Origin of the sequence: Pseudomonas sp. GXM4 (genome assembly GCF_008923895.1) — a bacterium.
Taxonomy (GTDB): Bacteria; Pseudomonadota; Gammaproteobacteria; order Pseudomonadales; family Pseudomonadaceae; genus Aquipseudomonas; species Aquipseudomonas atacamensis.
Window position 1 is genome coordinate 1 of the sequence record NZ_WBRZ01000120.1, and the last position, 16,272, is coordinate 16,272.

14 protein-coding genes and 1 pseudogene are annotated in these 16,272 nt (G+C 56.8%); 8 read left to right on the forward strand and 7 right to left on the reverse strand.

The window, feature by feature from the left end; all coding sequences use genetic code 11:
* Both F8N49_RS15950 and F8N49_RS15955 read left to right on the forward strand, forming a co-directional pair.
* A pseudogene (locus tag F8N49_RS15950) lies at window positions 1–435 on the forward strand (exonuclease SbcC); the annotation flags it as partial.
* A 5-nt stretch (window positions 436–440) separates the two neighbouring features.
* Window positions 441–1,433 (forward strand): hypothetical protein, encoded by a 993-nt coding sequence (locus F8N49_RS15955; RefSeq protein ID WP_218574857.1) that lies wholly within the window; start codon window positions 441–443, stop codon window positions 1,431–1,433.
* Between the two features lie 218 nt (window positions 1,434–1,651).
* Here the strand turns inward: F8N49_RS15955 and F8N49_RS15960 are convergent, their stop codons facing one another.
* The 7 genes from F8N49_RS15960 to F8N49_RS15990 all read right to left on the reverse strand — a co-directional run bounded on the left by F8N49_RS15960 (window position 1,652) and on the right by F8N49_RS15990 (window position 7,256).
* Window positions 1,652–1,906 (reverse strand): hypothetical protein, encoded by a 255-nt coding sequence (locus tag F8N49_RS15960; protein WP_223631564.1) that lies wholly within the window; start codon window positions 1,904–1,906, stop codon window positions 1,652–1,654.
* A gap of 165 nt (window positions 1,907–2,071) precedes the next feature.
* Window positions 2,072–2,386 carry a hypothetical protein gene (locus F8N49_RS15965; protein ID WP_125926804.1) on the reverse strand — a complete coding sequence of 105 codons (315 nt, stop codon included), beginning with the start codon at window positions 2,384–2,386 and terminating at the stop codon, window positions 2,072–2,074.
* 211 nt (window positions 2,387–2,597) lie between these two features.
* Complete coding sequence (locus F8N49_RS15970; RefSeq protein WP_071171980.1) at window positions 2,598–3,110, reverse strand: nuclear transport factor 2 family protein; 513 nt, start codon at window positions 3,108–3,110, stop codon at window positions 2,598–2,600.
* A 478-nt stretch (window positions 3,111–3,588) separates the two neighbouring features.
* Window positions 3,589–5,133, reverse strand: a complete 1,545-nt coding sequence (locus tag F8N49_RS15975) for a hypothetical protein (RefSeq protein WP_071171981.1) — start codon at window positions 5,131–5,133, stop codon at window positions 3,589–3,591.
* A 123-nt stretch (window positions 5,134–5,256) separates the two neighbouring features.
* Window positions 5,257–5,643, reverse strand: coding sequence for a hypothetical protein (locus F8N49_RS15980; protein ID WP_071171982.1), 387 nt, complete (start codon window positions 5,641–5,643; stop codon window positions 5,257–5,259).
* Window positions 5,630–6,763 carry a polymorphic toxin type 44 domain-containing protein gene (locus F8N49_RS15985; protein WP_151551889.1) on the reverse strand — a complete coding sequence of 378 codons (1,134 nt, stop codon included), beginning with the start codon at window positions 6,761–6,763 and terminating at the stop codon, window positions 5,630–5,632. The genes F8N49_RS15980 and F8N49_RS15985 overlap by 14 nt, the downstream gene beginning before the upstream one ends.
* A gap of 130 nt (window positions 6,764–6,893) precedes the next feature.
* Window positions 6,894–7,256 (reverse strand): DUF6124 family protein, encoded by a 363-nt coding sequence (locus F8N49_RS15990; RefSeq protein WP_151551890.1) that lies wholly within the window; start codon window positions 7,254–7,256, stop codon window positions 6,894–6,896.
* Window positions 7,257–7,803: 547 nt separating this feature from the next.
* On the opposite strand from F8N49_RS15990, the gene F8N49_RS15995 reads away from it, so the two are divergent.
* The 6 genes from F8N49_RS15995 to F8N49_RS16020 all read left to right on the forward strand — a co-directional run bounded on the left by F8N49_RS15995 (window position 7,804) and on the right by F8N49_RS16020 (window position 16,160).
* A complete protein-coding gene (locus F8N49_RS15995; protein WP_151551891.1) occupies window positions 7,804–9,129 on the forward strand; it encodes an APC family permease in 1,326 nt (441 codons plus the stop codon).
* Window positions 9,126–9,665, forward strand: coding sequence for a DUF488 family protein (locus F8N49_RS16000; protein ID WP_122708095.1), 540 nt, complete (start codon window positions 9,126–9,128; stop codon window positions 9,663–9,665). Before F8N49_RS15995 ends, F8N49_RS16000 begins: the two co-directional genes overlap by 4 nt.
* 130 nt (window positions 9,666–9,795) lie before the next feature.
* Window positions 9,796–10,422, forward strand: coding sequence for a TetR/AcrR family transcriptional regulator (locus F8N49_RS16005; protein ID WP_071171985.1), 627 nt, complete (start codon window positions 9,796–9,798; stop codon window positions 10,420–10,422).
* 171 nt (window positions 10,423–10,593) lie between these two features.
* Window positions 10,594–11,865 (forward strand): OmpP1/FadL family transporter, encoded by a 1,272-nt coding sequence (locus tag F8N49_RS16010; RefSeq protein ID WP_151551892.1) that lies wholly within the window; start codon window positions 10,594–10,596, stop codon window positions 11,863–11,865.
* 99 nt (window positions 11,866–11,964) lie between these two features.
* Window positions 11,965–13,074: an efflux RND transporter periplasmic adaptor subunit gene (locus F8N49_RS16015; protein WP_122750725.1), complete on the forward strand. Its 1,110-nt coding sequence runs from the start codon at window positions 11,965–11,967 to the stop codon at window positions 13,072–13,074.
* A complete protein-coding gene (locus F8N49_RS16020) occupies window positions 13,071–16,160 on the forward strand; it encodes an efflux RND transporter permease subunit (protein WP_151551893.1) in 3,090 nt (1,029 codons plus the stop codon). Before F8N49_RS16015 ends, F8N49_RS16020 begins: the two co-directional genes overlap by 4 nt.
* Window positions 16,161–16,272 lie beyond the last annotated feature (112 nt).

Consider the following 16,272-nt stretch of genomic DNA (forward strand, 5'->3'; position numbering starts at 1 on the left):
GCTACACGCAATCGCGAAGTCCTAAAGTACATGTTCAACGTATTGGACTCGAGCATAGCTGAACTTGAAGTTGAGATCGCTTCGCGCACCAAAGAAAGCAAGGCTATTCTAAGTAAATACAATTCGGTCTCGGAGTTTCTTCGCGAAACCGATTACGACAGCAGAACCTCAATTGACGACGCTATCGATGAGATTGACAAGGTTATAGCAGATCTCCAGGTCGAATTGGAACGACTTAACCGCACGATGGTAGCCAACTCATCAAATCATTCAGAACTAAAGGCAATATTCAACGAGCTGTCGTTAAATGAAAAATCCACTGCCTTATCGATAAGCAAAACAAGAGCGCAAATAGAAAGCTATTCTCGCCTAAAAAATGACTACGAAAATGATATTGCTAAGATTAATGGAATCTTGCATGCCCAGTCAAGATAGGCGAAGTGAACCATTCGGCCAATCCGTGTCCTATTTGCGACACACCTATTAATGTTGCTTCCAATGATGAGGCGTTCCAAACCTATGAGGCAAGCTCTTTATCTGCCGAGCTAAGTTCAATCCAGAAAAAGAAGAAGAGCATACAGATCCTTATAGATGAGCTTTCCTTCAAGTCTCGAGAACTATCCAAAGACTATACTGCAATTAGTTCAGACATTATTAAAGCAAGAGAGATGCTCGACACTGAAAATGAGGCGATGGTCACACCGTATCTCACTCAGCGAGACTCTTTGGTTAGAGAGCTGGCATCCCGGCAAGAGTCTCGGAATCATCTAGTAAATAGTATTAAGGTTCGCAACCAGCAGCGAAAAATTCACGACGCATATGAAAACGTATTGCTCGTCATTAGGCAGCTAGATGAGAGACTGGCAGAGCTGAAGCAGAGCGCGCCGAGCGTTGCAGAGATACTTTCGGAGCTGTCTGATTACCTCAAAAGCTACCTGAAAAAAGTTAATATAAAAAGACAGGAAGGCATCAGCGTGAGTGCCAGAAGCTTTGCACCGGTAATCAGGGATAGAGAATATCTCAACATCACTTCTGGAGGTCTTAGGACCATTGCTTCTGTAGGCTTACTAATTAGCATTCTTGAATCTGCGATAGATTCGGAAGTAAACCACCCTCGACTTCTAATGATAGATACCGTTGGCAAGTATTTGGGGAAAACAACTAAGCAGAAGTACCAAGATCAAACAGATGCTGCTGATGATGCACGCGAAGGAATTTCTGATCCGCTAAAGTATCAGAATATGTACGAATACCTTTTGTCAGTCGCCAATCGAGCTGAAGCGAAAGAAGTACCGTGCCAAATTATACTGGTTGATAACGATGTGCCTGATACCTTTGTTAACAGATATAAAACGTACATCGTGGCTCATTACAGCTCTACTGGAGAAAATGGCTTACCTGTAGGGCTAATTGACGATATTGAGCCAACATAGCACCATTTATGATCCTTCATCCCTAGCCAACTGGCATTTGTTCTCCGGTGGCTAGGTGAAACGCCCCTAATTTCCTAGACGCATCTGACTGACTCCTTTTGGCCGATGTCTGCCCGTCGCGAAGGGCAGACATCGACCCAATGCTGTCTGTCGCGACCGCAGGCGATTGCGGCCAGTAGCGAAGAACTGCCCGATCTTGTATTAATTTCTTAGCCAATTCAGCCAGAGCGTTCCAGGGACTTCGGATCGAATGACACATTCGCCATACTTTGAGCATCAGGCACTGGCTGCCATTCAGCAGTGGTGGAGTCGATTTCGCGCAGAGTCCATTGCTGGGGGCCGGACCAGGACAGTTCTATGTAGGGGCCTTCAAGTACTTCGTTCGCTATTAACATCTCGACTTCGTCGGCAGGTCCCGGGAGCATGCCTCCGACAGCAAAGGGCACGCGCTGACGCAAAAGGATGTTGAGCATGCACAACAGCTCGGCATGTGATGTGTAATGCACTCTGTGCTCCCCGACTTCCGTGTAGGCAAACACCAGATTGCCCGATACTGAGTCTACGGAGCTGATCAAAGTGACATGCGCCGGTGGCCGGCCTGACCCCTTTGAATAACGTAGTTTGATAACCGCGCCCCTCTATATATTTCGCTTTATGAAATCGGAGAGCTTCGCGGCTTCATTGCGTAATCCGTCGAACCTTTCGTTTAGCTCAACATGGCCCGGCTTCCAGCAAAGAACGCCATTGTCATGGCTTTGACCAAGAATGAGATCATTGAATGAGCCCATTCCGCCATAGGCTGACTGTAGGTACTCAATTCCGGAGTAATCAGACTCCATTAAGCGTGCTCTTGCCTTACGCATCCACAGGCTCCAGTGAGTATCTCCATCGCTCTCAAGCATTGCTGCAAGCTGATCAAGAACGCAGATCAGTTCTTCGGTTTTCGGTCCCATTTCTTAACATCCTTCAAGTGAAACACGGTATGGGAAGTAAGTCCCGCTGCCGAGTGTTTCTTGTCAGTCTCGCTGCATAAGCTACTGTTTCGCCATCAGGTTGTCCAAGGGCCGCTTTTGGCCGAAAGCAGACATTCGCTGACATGTCCACCTGCGTAATATCTCGCAGCTTCCTACAAGCAGAACCTTCAGCCGATTGTGGCGGGCTTATCTATTCAACATCGCCAGCTTCAAGCGGAATTCGCCTGATAACGTCGTCATAAGGCACCAGATCGAGAAAGGCAGTGACCTCAACTGCCTGCAGATTTTGCATGCGCATGATCCATACGTAGCTGTTGCGATAAGGCGCGCCGTCGGCTGCGGTGGCGGTGCCGTTCCAGTGCACAACGACGTCATCGCCTTCAGCCCAGATATCCGTCACCGTCGGGCGGACGGGCGAGGCGAGCCGTTTTGCGAAGGGTTGAACTGCGCGTTTCAGGAAGTCATCCCGGCCGCGATAAGTGCCCGCCGAAGGGCTCGTCCCCTTGATTGTCCAGATCACATCGGGAGCCAGCACATCTGTGAAGAACGTCCGGCCGCCTTGAGCCCACTGGTTGAACGCTTGCGCAATGAATTGGCGGTTGCGTTCCGTAGTCGGTTCGCTGGCCACGGCGGGCGCCGGCCCTGCAATGAGTGTAGTGAGGACCAGTGCTAGCGCTGTAGAGAGGCGTTGAACAAACGTCATTTCCTGTGCTCCTTAATCTGTCCGATGAGCCCCGTCGAGTTGGATGGGCCGTTGTTGTTATCTGTAAGCCGCTAGTTGCGTTCCCCGACATATGGGGCATTGGCAAAGAATCGTTGGCGCGGGACATGGATAGGCCGCAAGTACCTCGGGCCTCATCTGAAGTGTGACTTACGAGCGGAGGAGGGCTGTTGCACGATCCTCCTGACTTTTTGCTTGATCATCCGATACCAGATGTTTAACCGCCGCATCGCCACGTTATGGAGTTGTGTTTGAATTCCCTTTCAAACCTTGTCGATATCGTTGGTCCTCACGCCCGGCATGGCGGCATTCACATTCCGGGTGTAAGGCTGATTCGTTTGGCTACGGCCACGATACCTATGCCGGTGGTGTGCGACTCGCTTGGCTGTCATGCCCTGATAGCTATACTCGCTGATAACTCGCCGACCCCTTGGCTCCTCGAGGCTGAGGGCACTTCAAATCAAAGGAAGTCTTCGTAGGTGCGCGATTGATAGGTCAGGCTTTTCAACAACTTGGGATCAAATGACAGTTGAAAAAGGCTCTGCGGCAAGAGCTGGGGGGATTCGATCACGCTTGTCGATATCCGCCCTGTATTCGCATCACGCCAGGTCGCGCTGAGCCGATGCCCCTCTGGAACGGTTTCGACCCTCAACCACACTTGGCCACGTACGTCGCTGGCGCCGAGGGCACCCTGCTGGGTCAGCAGGCGGTCTTTGCCTCGAAGCGAGAGCTGCAGTGTCGCCAGTTCGTAGCCTTGATCCTCAACCTGGAAGAACGAAACTACCGTGGACAGCCAGTCAGGTGAAAGTGGCCGATGTCGAACTATCGCACCAATCACGAGTGGGTCATTCAGCCAGCGGCCAGCTTCGGCCAGCGTTGCGTAGCCTCCATCCAGCTCAAGCGCTAAGCGTCTGCCGTCAAACATATCTGTCAAACGAATGCCTGCCCCCAACAGCACGCTATCACCGATCAGGGTGCTGATATCGTCTAATGGCAGCTCCCCGGTACTCGGCAAGATTTCACCCAGGCCTCCTACGAGTCCCAGAAGATCGGACTGCCAGAACTCGGGCTTGGTCTTGCGCAGGAACTGCGCATATTCATTCACCGCCGCATAGGACCCTGTCTTCTGCGCAATATAGAGCGCCAGCTTGGAGCGATAATACCGGTCCACCGTCCCCACATTGGCTTCGGCGAACGTCAAGGCTTTGGGGGCGTCGAACAGTTTGAGGTTATCGAATGCCAGCATCTTCATCGACCAGTCGTAATCGGCGTCAGCGATGATATTGCGCGAAAACGGGAGGAAAGCGCGGTCGACCTTGAGCCGCTCCAGCAACAGTCCCTGCTTCCGCTGCCCCAAGGATGAGTCGTTAACCAATTGTGTAAGAATTTTGCCGGTCGGGTCCTCTGTCCAGGATGGTGCGAATAGGCCGCGACTACGCGTAAGGATGGTCAAGGCGTCGGAGAACTGTCCGACATCCGATGAAGGATCCTGAAGGATGGCGAGCAGACGCTGCCGCTCAGCTTCTGTCAGCGAAAATGAACCACCACGCCCATTCAGATGCTCACGAGCGAAACGCACCGTGTAGGCGTCCAGCAGCGCTTGGGTGCGCATTGCATCAAGAGCCTTGCTTTCATCGCTATTGCCATCCTCGAAGCGTAACCACCGATCAACTTTATTTGTGAAGGTGTTAGTCAGGCTATCAGTAAGGTTCTTGTAGCCGAAGAATGCTCCCACGGCCAATAGCAGGGTGATGAAGGTTCCGACCGCGAGAATCCACTGCTTGATGTGCTGAAGAATCGACAACGTCTTCTCAATGGCCCGCTCGGAGACCTTCGCTTCGGCATTGCCGATCTGGCTTTGGACTTCGTAGAGCAGACGAGCGCTCGACGTCTTGAGCTCTTCCAGCTCCAGGTGGAGGGCTCGGTTTTGCTCAAGCGCCTCGGCACGCAGTTGCGCCGCCGCCTTATCCAGATGCAGGGAAATGAGGTCATTGGTATCAGACAACAGTTTTCTTCCTTCTATGTTCAGCCATATTCAAGGCTCCATTGATCTCCTGTAACCGGCAGCCGTTATTCATCGCCGACGGGCAGCTCTTCCGTTACGGGCCTGCTGCGAAACCGGGTATTTTCAACTTGGAAATGCGCCACAAGTTTCGATAACTTCACCATCCGTACGCCCATCAAGACCACCGTCTGCCCCGATATACACATCCGTACTTGGCCACTTCGGCTTAACCCGAACACAGTGCGCTTTCCCTGCGTTATTCCAATCAAACTCCATAAAGAACTGATCACTAGGAAAAATGTGTCCGGCGCCTCCCGTGGTTTCACCCGGGTAGATCTCGCCCTTTGAAATCTCGTGCTGAACGTTCAGGATGTAACCGAGGCGCCCCTGTCCCTTGTCAGAAAAATGAAAGCTCACTTGGGGAGTGGCGACGTACCAGAGGATGATGGGAGCAACCAAGAGTGCTCCTGCCCAGCGCCAGATACGCCGTTTCGGTTTATTTGCAGACATGATCACGCGTGCCGTCTCCCCAGCTTGAACGTGGTAGCGCCAGGACTTCGTCCATGAGCATTTTTGCGGTTACTCCACCGGTAGGATGCTGCTTGTACAATTTGATGCCGATACTGATCGAGACCCGATCGCCAATGTCATCCCACGCGCGCAGCCCTTCAATATCAGCTGAGCGGTGAGGACCTTTTCGCTCGTCCCACTTCTGAATTTTCCTGATGGAGTCTGACGCAATCTGCTCGAGGCCGGCACCGTCCAGAAGAGCGCTTTCGGTGAGGCCACCCGCGCGTCCCACGTAGCCATAGTGGATGTTGGACCAGATGTCGTAAAAGTAGTCGAGCTGACCATGCTTCTGCCATGCGCCACCGAACTGTTGCCCAATCGTGACTTTATGATCCCAAGGTCTGTTCTGTCCGACGCGCTCAGTCCAAAGTGCCATTGCTGTAACGGTATTACCTAGTTGCATCGCCTGAAAATTCGGCGGTGAAAGGCGCGCATACCAAGGTAGCTTTTGAAACTTCGCATTCTCCGCTGCGGCGTCGAAGCTATTGAGCTGTTTCATTTTGAGAATCGATGGATGGTTGATATTTCGGTTCATCTCTCCGGCGATGTAGGTGGCTACCTGCTCCATCATGTCCGGGTCTTTGCATGTCTTTGGAGGTTGGGGTTCAGGCTTTAAGTCTGGTTTTTTCGAGGCGGCTTGGGGAGTTACCAGCGCGTTGGCGGCAACAGCTTTTTCTTTCAGCTTTGGATCGGCGAGCAATGTGGCCATCTTCTGGTCGTCCACTGTTCCGTCAGGACGAAATGCTCCAAGGGCCATGAAATTGATGATGGTTGCGCCACCCGCATCGCCCATTACGAAGCCGCCGCCCACATTGCCTGAGCCGGTTATGATCGTTCCACCATGGCTGGTGGGACTGCCCAAGTGAGCCATCGGCCGTCCGTTCACTTGGATAGATGGAAAGCCAGTGGTGATTACAGCGCCACAGCCGCAGGTGTCACCAACCCGAGCAGACCCCATGAAATTGATGTTCACATCACCGCTGGCAGATGCGATCGGTGTTGTAGCATGACCGGGCAGTGGGCAGACGTGCTTGTCGCCCAGTCGAGCGGAGGGAGTCATTCGTCATCCTTGTTGTGTAGTTACAGCCTCCATTCTTGAGGCTTAAGGCGTTTTTTCAGGTCGTGGAGATTAACGCAACGAACGGCGGCGAGTCAGCAGGAAATGACCGCCGCCAGACCGAGGCGAATGCTTACTCCACCGGCACGACGTTATCCAACGCCTGATTAACCGCGAGCTCGCCGAGCATCACTACCTGCGCGATACCTTGCAGTGTCTTGCGCGCAGATCCTTCAACCATCCCGATCACATCACTCAACATCACCGAAGCCGAGCCCAGCGATTCGCTGGCGTTGACCAGCAATTCTTCAGTCGCGGTTTTCGGGTTGGCGAGGAACATGCTGCTGGTTTGGTAGGGCGGGGTTTTGAGGGTGTCGGTGGGTTTGAGGTAGTGGTCGAGGGCGCGGTCGGCGGCTTCGTGGAGTTTTTTTGAGTCGAGGGATTCGTAGGGGGAGGTTGCGTCTGACTGTGGCGGGTTGGGCGTTACTTTGAACATGGTGAAGCTCCATATGTGACCAAGGGAGCCATCACTCTCGCTACCAAACGAAGGGTGGTGGCCATACGAAGGTTGGTAGACCGGCCCACATGGAAAAACCGGCGCGCTCGAAAACGCCCTGCGCATGGCCACCATAAAACCGATGCGAAAGCATCTGCATAGGATGACGTTATGCGCCATGTGGAAAGCGGGCTACCAAACCCGATCACTGTTTTTCAGTGACCGGCCAACGATAGAACCCCGGCCCGAGGCGCACAAGCCGGCGGATTCTGGCGTAGTCGTAGGCAATGGCGCAAGGCGTTGTAGCTTGCTGGAACAGTCTGGCTATCGCTTTTAAACGCGGTGTTTAGGGAATTGGTTTTGGCTGATTATTTGTGTTGATCGGGCCGGGGTCTTCGCGAGCAGGCTCGCTCCCACAGGTGTCGAGTTGGCAATGTTTATAGCGCCGTGCCGACAAGCCCCATCACAGATTTTGAACTTTGCTTTCGGCGCCATTTCCATTGTTTGAGGTGACAACCCTCCAGCTCCTCCACACCTGAACCAAGGAATGACCGTGACGGCTCCCACTGATAAAACTTCTCTGCGCCGGGCTATCACTTTCCCGATGCTGTTTCTGTTCATTCTCGGCGATGTACTCGGCGCGGGTGTTTACGCACTCGCCGGAACGATCGCGGGGGAAGTGGGCGGCGCGATTTGGGTGCCGCTGCTGATCGCATTGTTCTTCGCCATGTTGACGGCAGGTTCCTACGCGGAGTTGGTGACCAAATATCCCCACGCCGGCGCGGCTTCGGTGTTCGCGGAAAAGGCGTTCAAGTCGCCGCTCATTTCCTTCCTGGTCGGTTTCTGCATGCTGGCGGCTGCGGTCACCAGCGCTGCGGGTTTGTCGCTGGCGTTTGCCGGTGATTACCTCAACGCCTTCGTCGACGTATCGCCGCAGATTGCCGCCCTGGTGTTTCTTCTGGCTATCGGCCTGCTCAACGCGCGGGGGATCAAGGAGTCGCTTGGGGCGAATCTGGTGATGACCGTGATTGAGCTGTCCGGGTTGATTCTGGTGATCGTGGCTGCGGTCTGGTATTTCCGCACAGGCGAGGCGGATCTGGGGCGGACGCTCACGTTCAAGCCGGGCGTCAGTCCCATGCTGGCGGTGTTGGGGGCGGCGTTGTTGGCTTTCTATTCCTTCGTAGGCTTCGAAACCTCGGCCAATCTCGCCGAGGAAATCAAGGACGTGCGCAAGGTCTACCCGCGCGCCTTGTTCGCGGCTTTGATTACGGCTGGCGTTGTTTACATGGCGGTGGGCGTGGCGGCTTCTTCGGTGTTGCCTACCGAGAAGTTGGTCGCCACGTCGGCGCCTTTGCTCGAAGTTGTCCGCGCATCGACCCTCCAAATTCCACCGACACTCTTCTCCTTCATTGCGCTGATCGCTGTCGCCAACGGTGCGCTGTTAACCATGATCATGGCCAGTCGATTGACCTATGGCATGGCCAACCTTGGGCTGTTGCCGGGCGCTTTGGGTGCGGTGCTGCCTGAACGAAAAACCCCGTGGGCTGCCATTGTTGCAACCACCCTGGTAGCGATTGCGCTGACGCTCACTGGTACTTTGGCAACGCTGGCAGAGACCGTCGTATTGCTGTTGTTGTTCGTGTTTCTGAGTACCAATGTGGCGGTGCTGGTGCTTCGTCGCGACAGGGTCGAGGAGGATCACTTTCGCGTGCCGACCTTTGTCCCGGTGCTTGCGATCGTCTCGTGTCTGGTGCTGCTCAGTCAGCAGGGCTGGGAAACGTGGTTGCGCGCCGGGGCGTTGATCATTGTCGGGATGTTGCTGCACGGCTGCTCTCGAATGAAGTTTTCCGCAATCAGCAAGCCCAGCCAATGAGCACAGTCATTTTCACCATTGGCCATTCCACCCGGCCAATCGACGTCTTCATCCAGATGCTGAAAAGTTTCGACGTTAACGCCGTGGTGGACATCCGCACCGTGCCGCGCTCGCGGACCAATCCGCAGTACAACCTCGATGTGTTGCCAGACCTGCTCGCCGAATCTGACATCCAGCATTACCAGATCGCCAGCCTCGGCGGCTTGCGCAAGAAATCGAAAACCGTGCCGGATGAGGTCAACGCATTCTGGGACAACCGCAGCTTCCACAACTATGCGGACTACGCCTTTTCGGACGAGTTTGAACAGGGGCTGAATAAACTGTTGCGGCTCAGCGACAGCAGACGCTGCGCGATCATGTGCTCGGAGGCTGTCTGGTGGCGCTGCCATCGTCGGATAGTTGCCGATTACCTGCTGAGCCGAGGCGTGGAGGTCTTGCACATCATGGACATAGGCAAGTCCACGGAGGCAATACTCAATCCTTCGGCCGAGCGAACAGGGATTAAGCTTTGCTATCCGAGGCGTTTGGAGGGGTAGGGTTCGACTGAGGTTCTTCGTCGATTGGGCGGGCGTCTTCGCGAGCAGGCTCGCTCCCACAGTGGGTGGATAGTGGTATTGAAATGTGTCACACGTTGTCAGTCGGCGGGCGGGTGAGTAAGCTGCCGACATGAATCAGTCCTCAGTTTCCCCATCCTTCCCCGGCCCGCGTGGTCCCGTCGATCACGACATTCGTGATCAGATTGTCGCGGCGGCCAACGAGCATTTCAGCCAGTACGGCTACGCCAAGACCACGGTGTCCGATCTGGCCAAGGCCATCGGTTTCTCCAAGGCGTACATCTACAAATTCTTCGATTCCAAGCAGGCGATTGGCGAAGCTATCTGCGCGAACTGTCTGGGACAGATCGTTGCGGCGGTCGAGCAGGCGATAAACGAGGAAGACCTGACGCCTACCGAGCGTTTCCGCCGTTTGGTGAAAACCGTGATCGCTACGGGCGTGAACCTGTTCTTCAACGATCGCAAACTCTACGACATTGCCGCGTTTGCAGCGGGTGAGAACTGGCCAAGTGCGCAGCGTTACGATGCGCAGATCAAGCGCTTTATCACCGACATTGTCCGCGATGGTCGCGAGGCCGGTGAGTTCGAGCGCAGGACGCCGCTGGACGAGACGGTCGAATCGATCCACTTGGCGCTGCGGCCCTTCGTCAATCCACTGATGCTGCAACACAACCTCGATTTCATCGAAGTGGCGCCCACGCTGACTTCGAACCTCATCTTGCGCAGCTTGATGCCTTGACCCTCTGCTGATCCGAATACTCGGATCAGTCGCCCCCTAATCTCGCCTCGCCCGTACAGGGGCAGAAGATGAATTACCTAAAACGTGACTGTTGACTGATATGGTCACTCGGATAACATGGCCGCCGCAGTTCAGGTATTCCATTTCCGAGACACCCATAGAGTCCACACAATGAAAAAAACAATGCTCAAGCACCCGGTGGGGCTGGCTGTCGTTCTTGCATCGTCGAACGTTCTGGCGGGCGGTTTCGCGCTCAATGAGCAAAGCGTCAGCGGCATGGGATCGGGTTTTGCCGGTCGCTCTTCCTCGGCGGAAGACGCCAGTACCGTTTTCGGCAACCCGGCAGGCATGGCGCGGCTCAAGCGCGAGCAGGCCAGCGTCGGGCAGGCGACGTTGTTCGCGAAGTCCGATATCAGCCAGACCCGCAGCACGTTCGGCGGTAAGGAAGACGGCGACATGGTGCCGACCACCACGGTACCGATGGGCTATTACGTCAAGCCGATCGACGAGCATTGGGCGTTCGGCGTGGGGTTCTACGTACCGTTTGGCCTGATCACCGACTACGGCAGCGGTTTTGCCGGCCGCTACTACGCCAACAAAAGCGAAGTCACCACGCTGACGTTCCAGCCGACCATCAGCTATGCCTTCAACGACAAGGTGTCGATCGGCTTCGGCCCAACCATCAACCGCATCAGCGGCGAGCTGTCGGGGATGGTCGCCAATCCGCTGAGCCCCGGGCGCAACGACGGCAAAGTCAAAAGCACCGGCGACGACACCGCGCTGGGCTTCAACGCCGGGGTCATGGTCCAGGCCAACGAGCAGACCCGCCTGGGCCTGACCTATCACTCAAAAGTCAGTTACCACCTCGACGCGAAAAGCAAACTCAGCGATGGCATCTTCAACGTGCTCGGGGTCAGCGGTCGCAGCTATGACGCCTCGCTGGACGTCGACACCCCGGAGTCGGTGGACTTCTCGGTCACCCATCAACTGAACAACGACTGGACGCTGTATGCCGGCAGCACCTGGACGCGCTGGAGTCGCTTCAAAGAGCTGACCATCGAAAACAGTGGATTGCCGCCATTGCTCGCCGGTCAGTTGGGCACGATCAGCGAGGAGCAGAACTGGCACGACACCTGGGCTCACGCCATCGGCGCAGCGTACCGGTTGAACAATCAATGGGTGCTGCGTACCGGGTTCTCGGTTGATCAATCTCCGGCGAACAACACCAATCGCGGACCGCGTATTCCGACAGGCGATCGCAAGGTGTTCAGCCTCGGCGCCGGTTGGACTCCAGCGGAGAATGTCACCATCGACGTCGCCTATTCGTATCTCTGGGAAGAGAGCGTCGAGATCAACGACACCTCGGCGGGCAAGGGTTCGTACAGCGCGAAATACAAGAACAGCGCCAGCGGGCTCGGTACTTCTGTCAGCTATCGGTTCTGATTCAGCGCTGAACATCGGGCCGGTGACTCTGTGACTGTTGACGATATTGGTCACAAGACTGAGAATATGATGATCATCCTATTTCAGTGAAGGAATTCCATGCGCCGGCTCCGACCTTTCCCCCTCGCGGTATGTTTGTTGCCCTTGGCCCTGACGGCGTGCGGGGATTCCTCCAGCGCAAAAGATCCACGTACCTTGGCGCCGATTGTCAGATCGGCAACGGTGCAACCGGCAGAAAATGGATCTCGATCATTCACCGGCGTCGTCGCTGCGCGCACCCAGGGCGATCTGGGCTTTCGCGTTTCGGGCAAGGTGCTCGAGCGTCTGGTTGATACCGGTCAGACGGTCAAGCGCGGCCAGCCACTGATGCGCCTCGACCCCATCGACCTCGGCCTTCAGGCGCGAGCCCAGCAAGAAGCGGTGAGCGCCGCTCGCGCCCGAGCCATACAGACTGCCGGTGACGAAGCGCGCAATCGCAAACTCGTCGCCGCCGGCGCTATTTCGGCATCGGCCTACGATCAGTTCAAAGCCGCAGCCGACACCGCCAGGGCGCAGCTCAATGCCGCTGTGGCGCAAGCGGACGTAGCGCGCAACGCCTCGGGTTACGCGGTTTTGCTGGCGGACGCTGATGGCGTGGTGGTGGAAACCCTCGCCGAACCCGGGCAAGTCGTCAGCCCGGGACAACCGGTGGTGCGGCTGGCGCGGGCCGGTCAGCGGGAGGCCATCGTCCATCTGCCCGAGACCTTGCGCCCCGCGCCGGGCTCAACCGCTCAGGCAAAACTGTATGGCGATACGTCGGCTGCCGTCAGCGCAAAACTGCGTCTGCTTTCCGATTCGGCCGACAGCACAACTCGTACTTTCGAGGCGCGCTATGTGCTCGAAGGCAGTTTGGCCAATGCGCCAATCGGCTCGACGGTCACCGTCGAAATTGCCCAGGGTTCTTCGCCAGATCAGGCGCTCAAGGTGCCCGTCGCCGCGATCTACGACCCGGGCAAAGGCCCCGGCGTGTGGGTCATCGCCGGCACACCGGCGACAGTGAGCTGGCGGCCGGTCGAGGTGCTGGGCTTGAGCGATGATTCGGCCCGTGTCGCTGGCCAGCTCAACGTCGGTGAACCGATTGTCGCGCTGGGCGCGCATCTGCTGCGCGATGGCGAAGAAGTGCGCTTGCTTGCCCGCGACGATGGCCAGATTGCCGGGAGTCGTCCATGAGCGAGGGCCGGTTCAACCTTTCTGCTATCGCCGTGCGCCAACGTGCGATCACGGTGTTTCTGATTTTTCTGATCGCCGTGGCCGGCGTCCTGTCGTTCTTCAAATTGGGTCGGGCGGAAGATCCGCCGTTCACGGTCAAGCAGCTGACCGTCATCACCGCGTGGCCGGGAGCGACCGCGCAAGAGATGCAGGATCAGGTCGCCGAACCCCTCGAAAAGCGTCTGCAGGAATTGAAGTGGTACGACCGCACGGAAACCTACACGCGTCCGGGACTGGCGTTCACCATGGTCTCGTTGCTCGACAGCACACCGCCGTCGCAAGTGCAGGAAGAGTTTTATCAGGCACGCAAGAAGCTCGATGATGAAGCGATCAGGCTGCCGGCGGGTGTCATCGGGCCGATGGTCAACGACGAGTTCTCCGACGTGACCTTCGCGCTGTTCGCCTTGAAAGCCAAGGGCGAGCCGCAGCGCTTGTTGGTGCGCGACGCGGAAACTTTACGCCAGCGCCTGTTGCACGTGCCGGGGGTGAAAAAGGTCAACATCATCGGCGAGCAGGCCGAGCGGATATTCGTTTCGTTTTCCCATGATCGGCTGGCGACGCTGGGCTTGTCGCCGCAGGACATCTTCGCCGCACTGAACAATCAAAACGTGCTGACCCCCGCCGGATCGGTCGAAACCAAAGGGCCAGAGGTGTTTTTGCGCGTCGATGGCGCGTTCGACACGTTGCAGAAAATCCGTGACACGCCGGTTGTCGCTCAAGGCCGAACACTCAAGCTGTCTGACGTGGCCACGGTCGAGCGCGGCTACGAAGACCCGGCGACCTTCCTGGTGCGCAACAACGGCGAAGAAGCGTTATTGCTCGGCGTGATCATGCGCGAGGGCTGGAACGGTCTCGATCTGGGCAAGGCGCTGGATGCCGAGACAGTCAGGATCAACGAAGAAATGCCCTTGGGCATGACGCTGTCGAAAGTCACCGATCAGGCGGTGAATATCGACTCGGCCGTTGGCGAGTTCATGGTCAAGTTCTTTGTCGCGCTGCTGGTGGTCATGCTGGTGTGCTTTCTCAGCATGGGCTGGCGCGTCGGCGTGGTTGTGGCAGCGGCGGTGCCCTTGACCTTGGCGATCGTGTTTGTGGTGATGGCGGCGACCGGCAAGAACTTTGACCGGATCACCCTCGGCTCGCTGATTCTGGCGCTCGGCTTGCTGGTCGATGACGCGATCATCGCCATTGAAATGATGGTGGTGAAGATGGAGGAGGGCTACGACCGCATCAAGGCCTCCGCTTATGCCTGGAGTCATACGGCAGCGCCAATGCTGGCCGGTACGCTGGTCACGGCGATTGGCTTTCTGCCCAACGGATTCGCGCAATCAACGGCGGGCGAATACACCAGCAACATGTTCTGGATTGTCGGCATCGCGCTCATTGCTTCGTGGGTCGTCGCCGTGGCTTTCACGCCGTACCTGGGCGTGAAGCTGTTGCCGGACATCAAGAAAGTCGAAGGCGGGCACGCGGCAATCTACGACACGCCGCGCTATAACCGTTTCCGGCGTGTTCTGGCATGGGTGATCACGCGCAAATGGCTGGTGGCCGGTGCGGTGGTCGCGCTGTTTGCTGTTGCGATTCCGGGCATGGGGCTGGTGAAGAAGCAGTTCTTTCCGACCTCTGACCGTCCCGAAGTGATGATCGAAGTGCAGATGCCCTACGGCACGTCCATCGAGCAGACCAGCGCCGCGGCGGCCAAAGTCGAAGCCTGGCTGCACAAGCAGGATGAAGCCAAAATCGTCACCGCCTATATCGGTCAGGGTGCACCACGGTTTTTCCTGGCAATGGCGCCGGAGTTGCCGGATCCGTCGTTCGCCAAAATCGTCGTGCTGACCGACAACCAGGACGCTCGCGAAACCCTCAAGTTGCGTTTGCGCGAAGCGGTCGCCGCAGGGCTTGCTCCAGAGGCGCGCGTTCGGGCGACGCAGATCGTATTTGGCCCGTATTCGCCATTTCCGGTGGCCTACCGGGTAATGGGGCCTGATCCGGCGAAATTGCGCGACATCGCCGAGCAGGTCAGGGCGGTAATGCAGAACAGCCCGATGATGAGAACCGTCAACACTGACTGGGGGCCGTTGACGCCCACGCTGCACTTCAACCTGAATCAGGATCGCTTGCAGGCGGTGGGGCTGACGTCCAGCGCGGTCGCCCAGCAGTTGCAGTTTTTGCTCAGCGGCGTGCCGATCACGGCGGTGCGCGAAAACATCCGTTCCGTGCAGGTCGTTGGCCGTGCGGCGGGCAATATCCGCCTGGACCCGGCACAGATCGAAGGCTTCACCCTGGTCGGTGCGGCGGGGCAGCGCATCCCGCTGTCGCAGATCGGCCAGGTCGAAGTGCGCATGGAAGACCCGATCCTGCGCCGCCGCGATCGCACGCCGACCATCACCGTGCGCGGCGACATCGCCGAAGGTTTGCAGCCACCGGACGTTTCCGGTGCGATCATCCAGCAGTTGCAGCCGATCATCGAAAACCTGCCTTCCGGCTACCGGATTGAGCAGGCGGGCGCCATCGAAGAATCCGGCAAGGCCGGCAAAGCGATCCTGCCGTTGCTGCCGATCATGATCGCCATGACGCTGCTCATCATCATCGTCCAGGTACGCTCGATCTCAGCGATGATCATGGTCTTCCTTACCTCGCCGTTAGGCTTGATCGGCGTGGTGCCCACGCTGTTGATCTTCAACCAGCCATTCGGCATCAATGCGCTGGTCGGGTTGATTGCGCTGTCGGGGATTCTGATGCGCAACACGCTGATTCTGATCGGGCAGATCCATCACAACGAGCAGGAAGGGCTGGCGCCGTTCCATGCCGTTGTCGAAGCGACAGTGCAACGGGCGCGGCCAGTGTTGTTGACCGCGCTGGCGGCGATTCTCGCGTTCATTCCGCTGACCCACTCGGTGTTCTGGGGCACGCTGGCGTACACGCTGATCGGCGGCACGTTTGTTGGCACCATCATCACGCTGGTGTTTCTGCCGGCGATGTATGCGATCTGGTTCAGGATTCGGCCTGAGAACAGGGGGCAGGTTCAACCCTCGCGTTCGGTATAAGGTCAGGTTTGAAAGAGGCCCGTCAATGACGGGCCTTTTGCTATCCGCGACTAACTCTCTCTCTTGGCTATTGGAGATTTTCAAGTGTGCGAGTTGACTCTCGTCATTAACC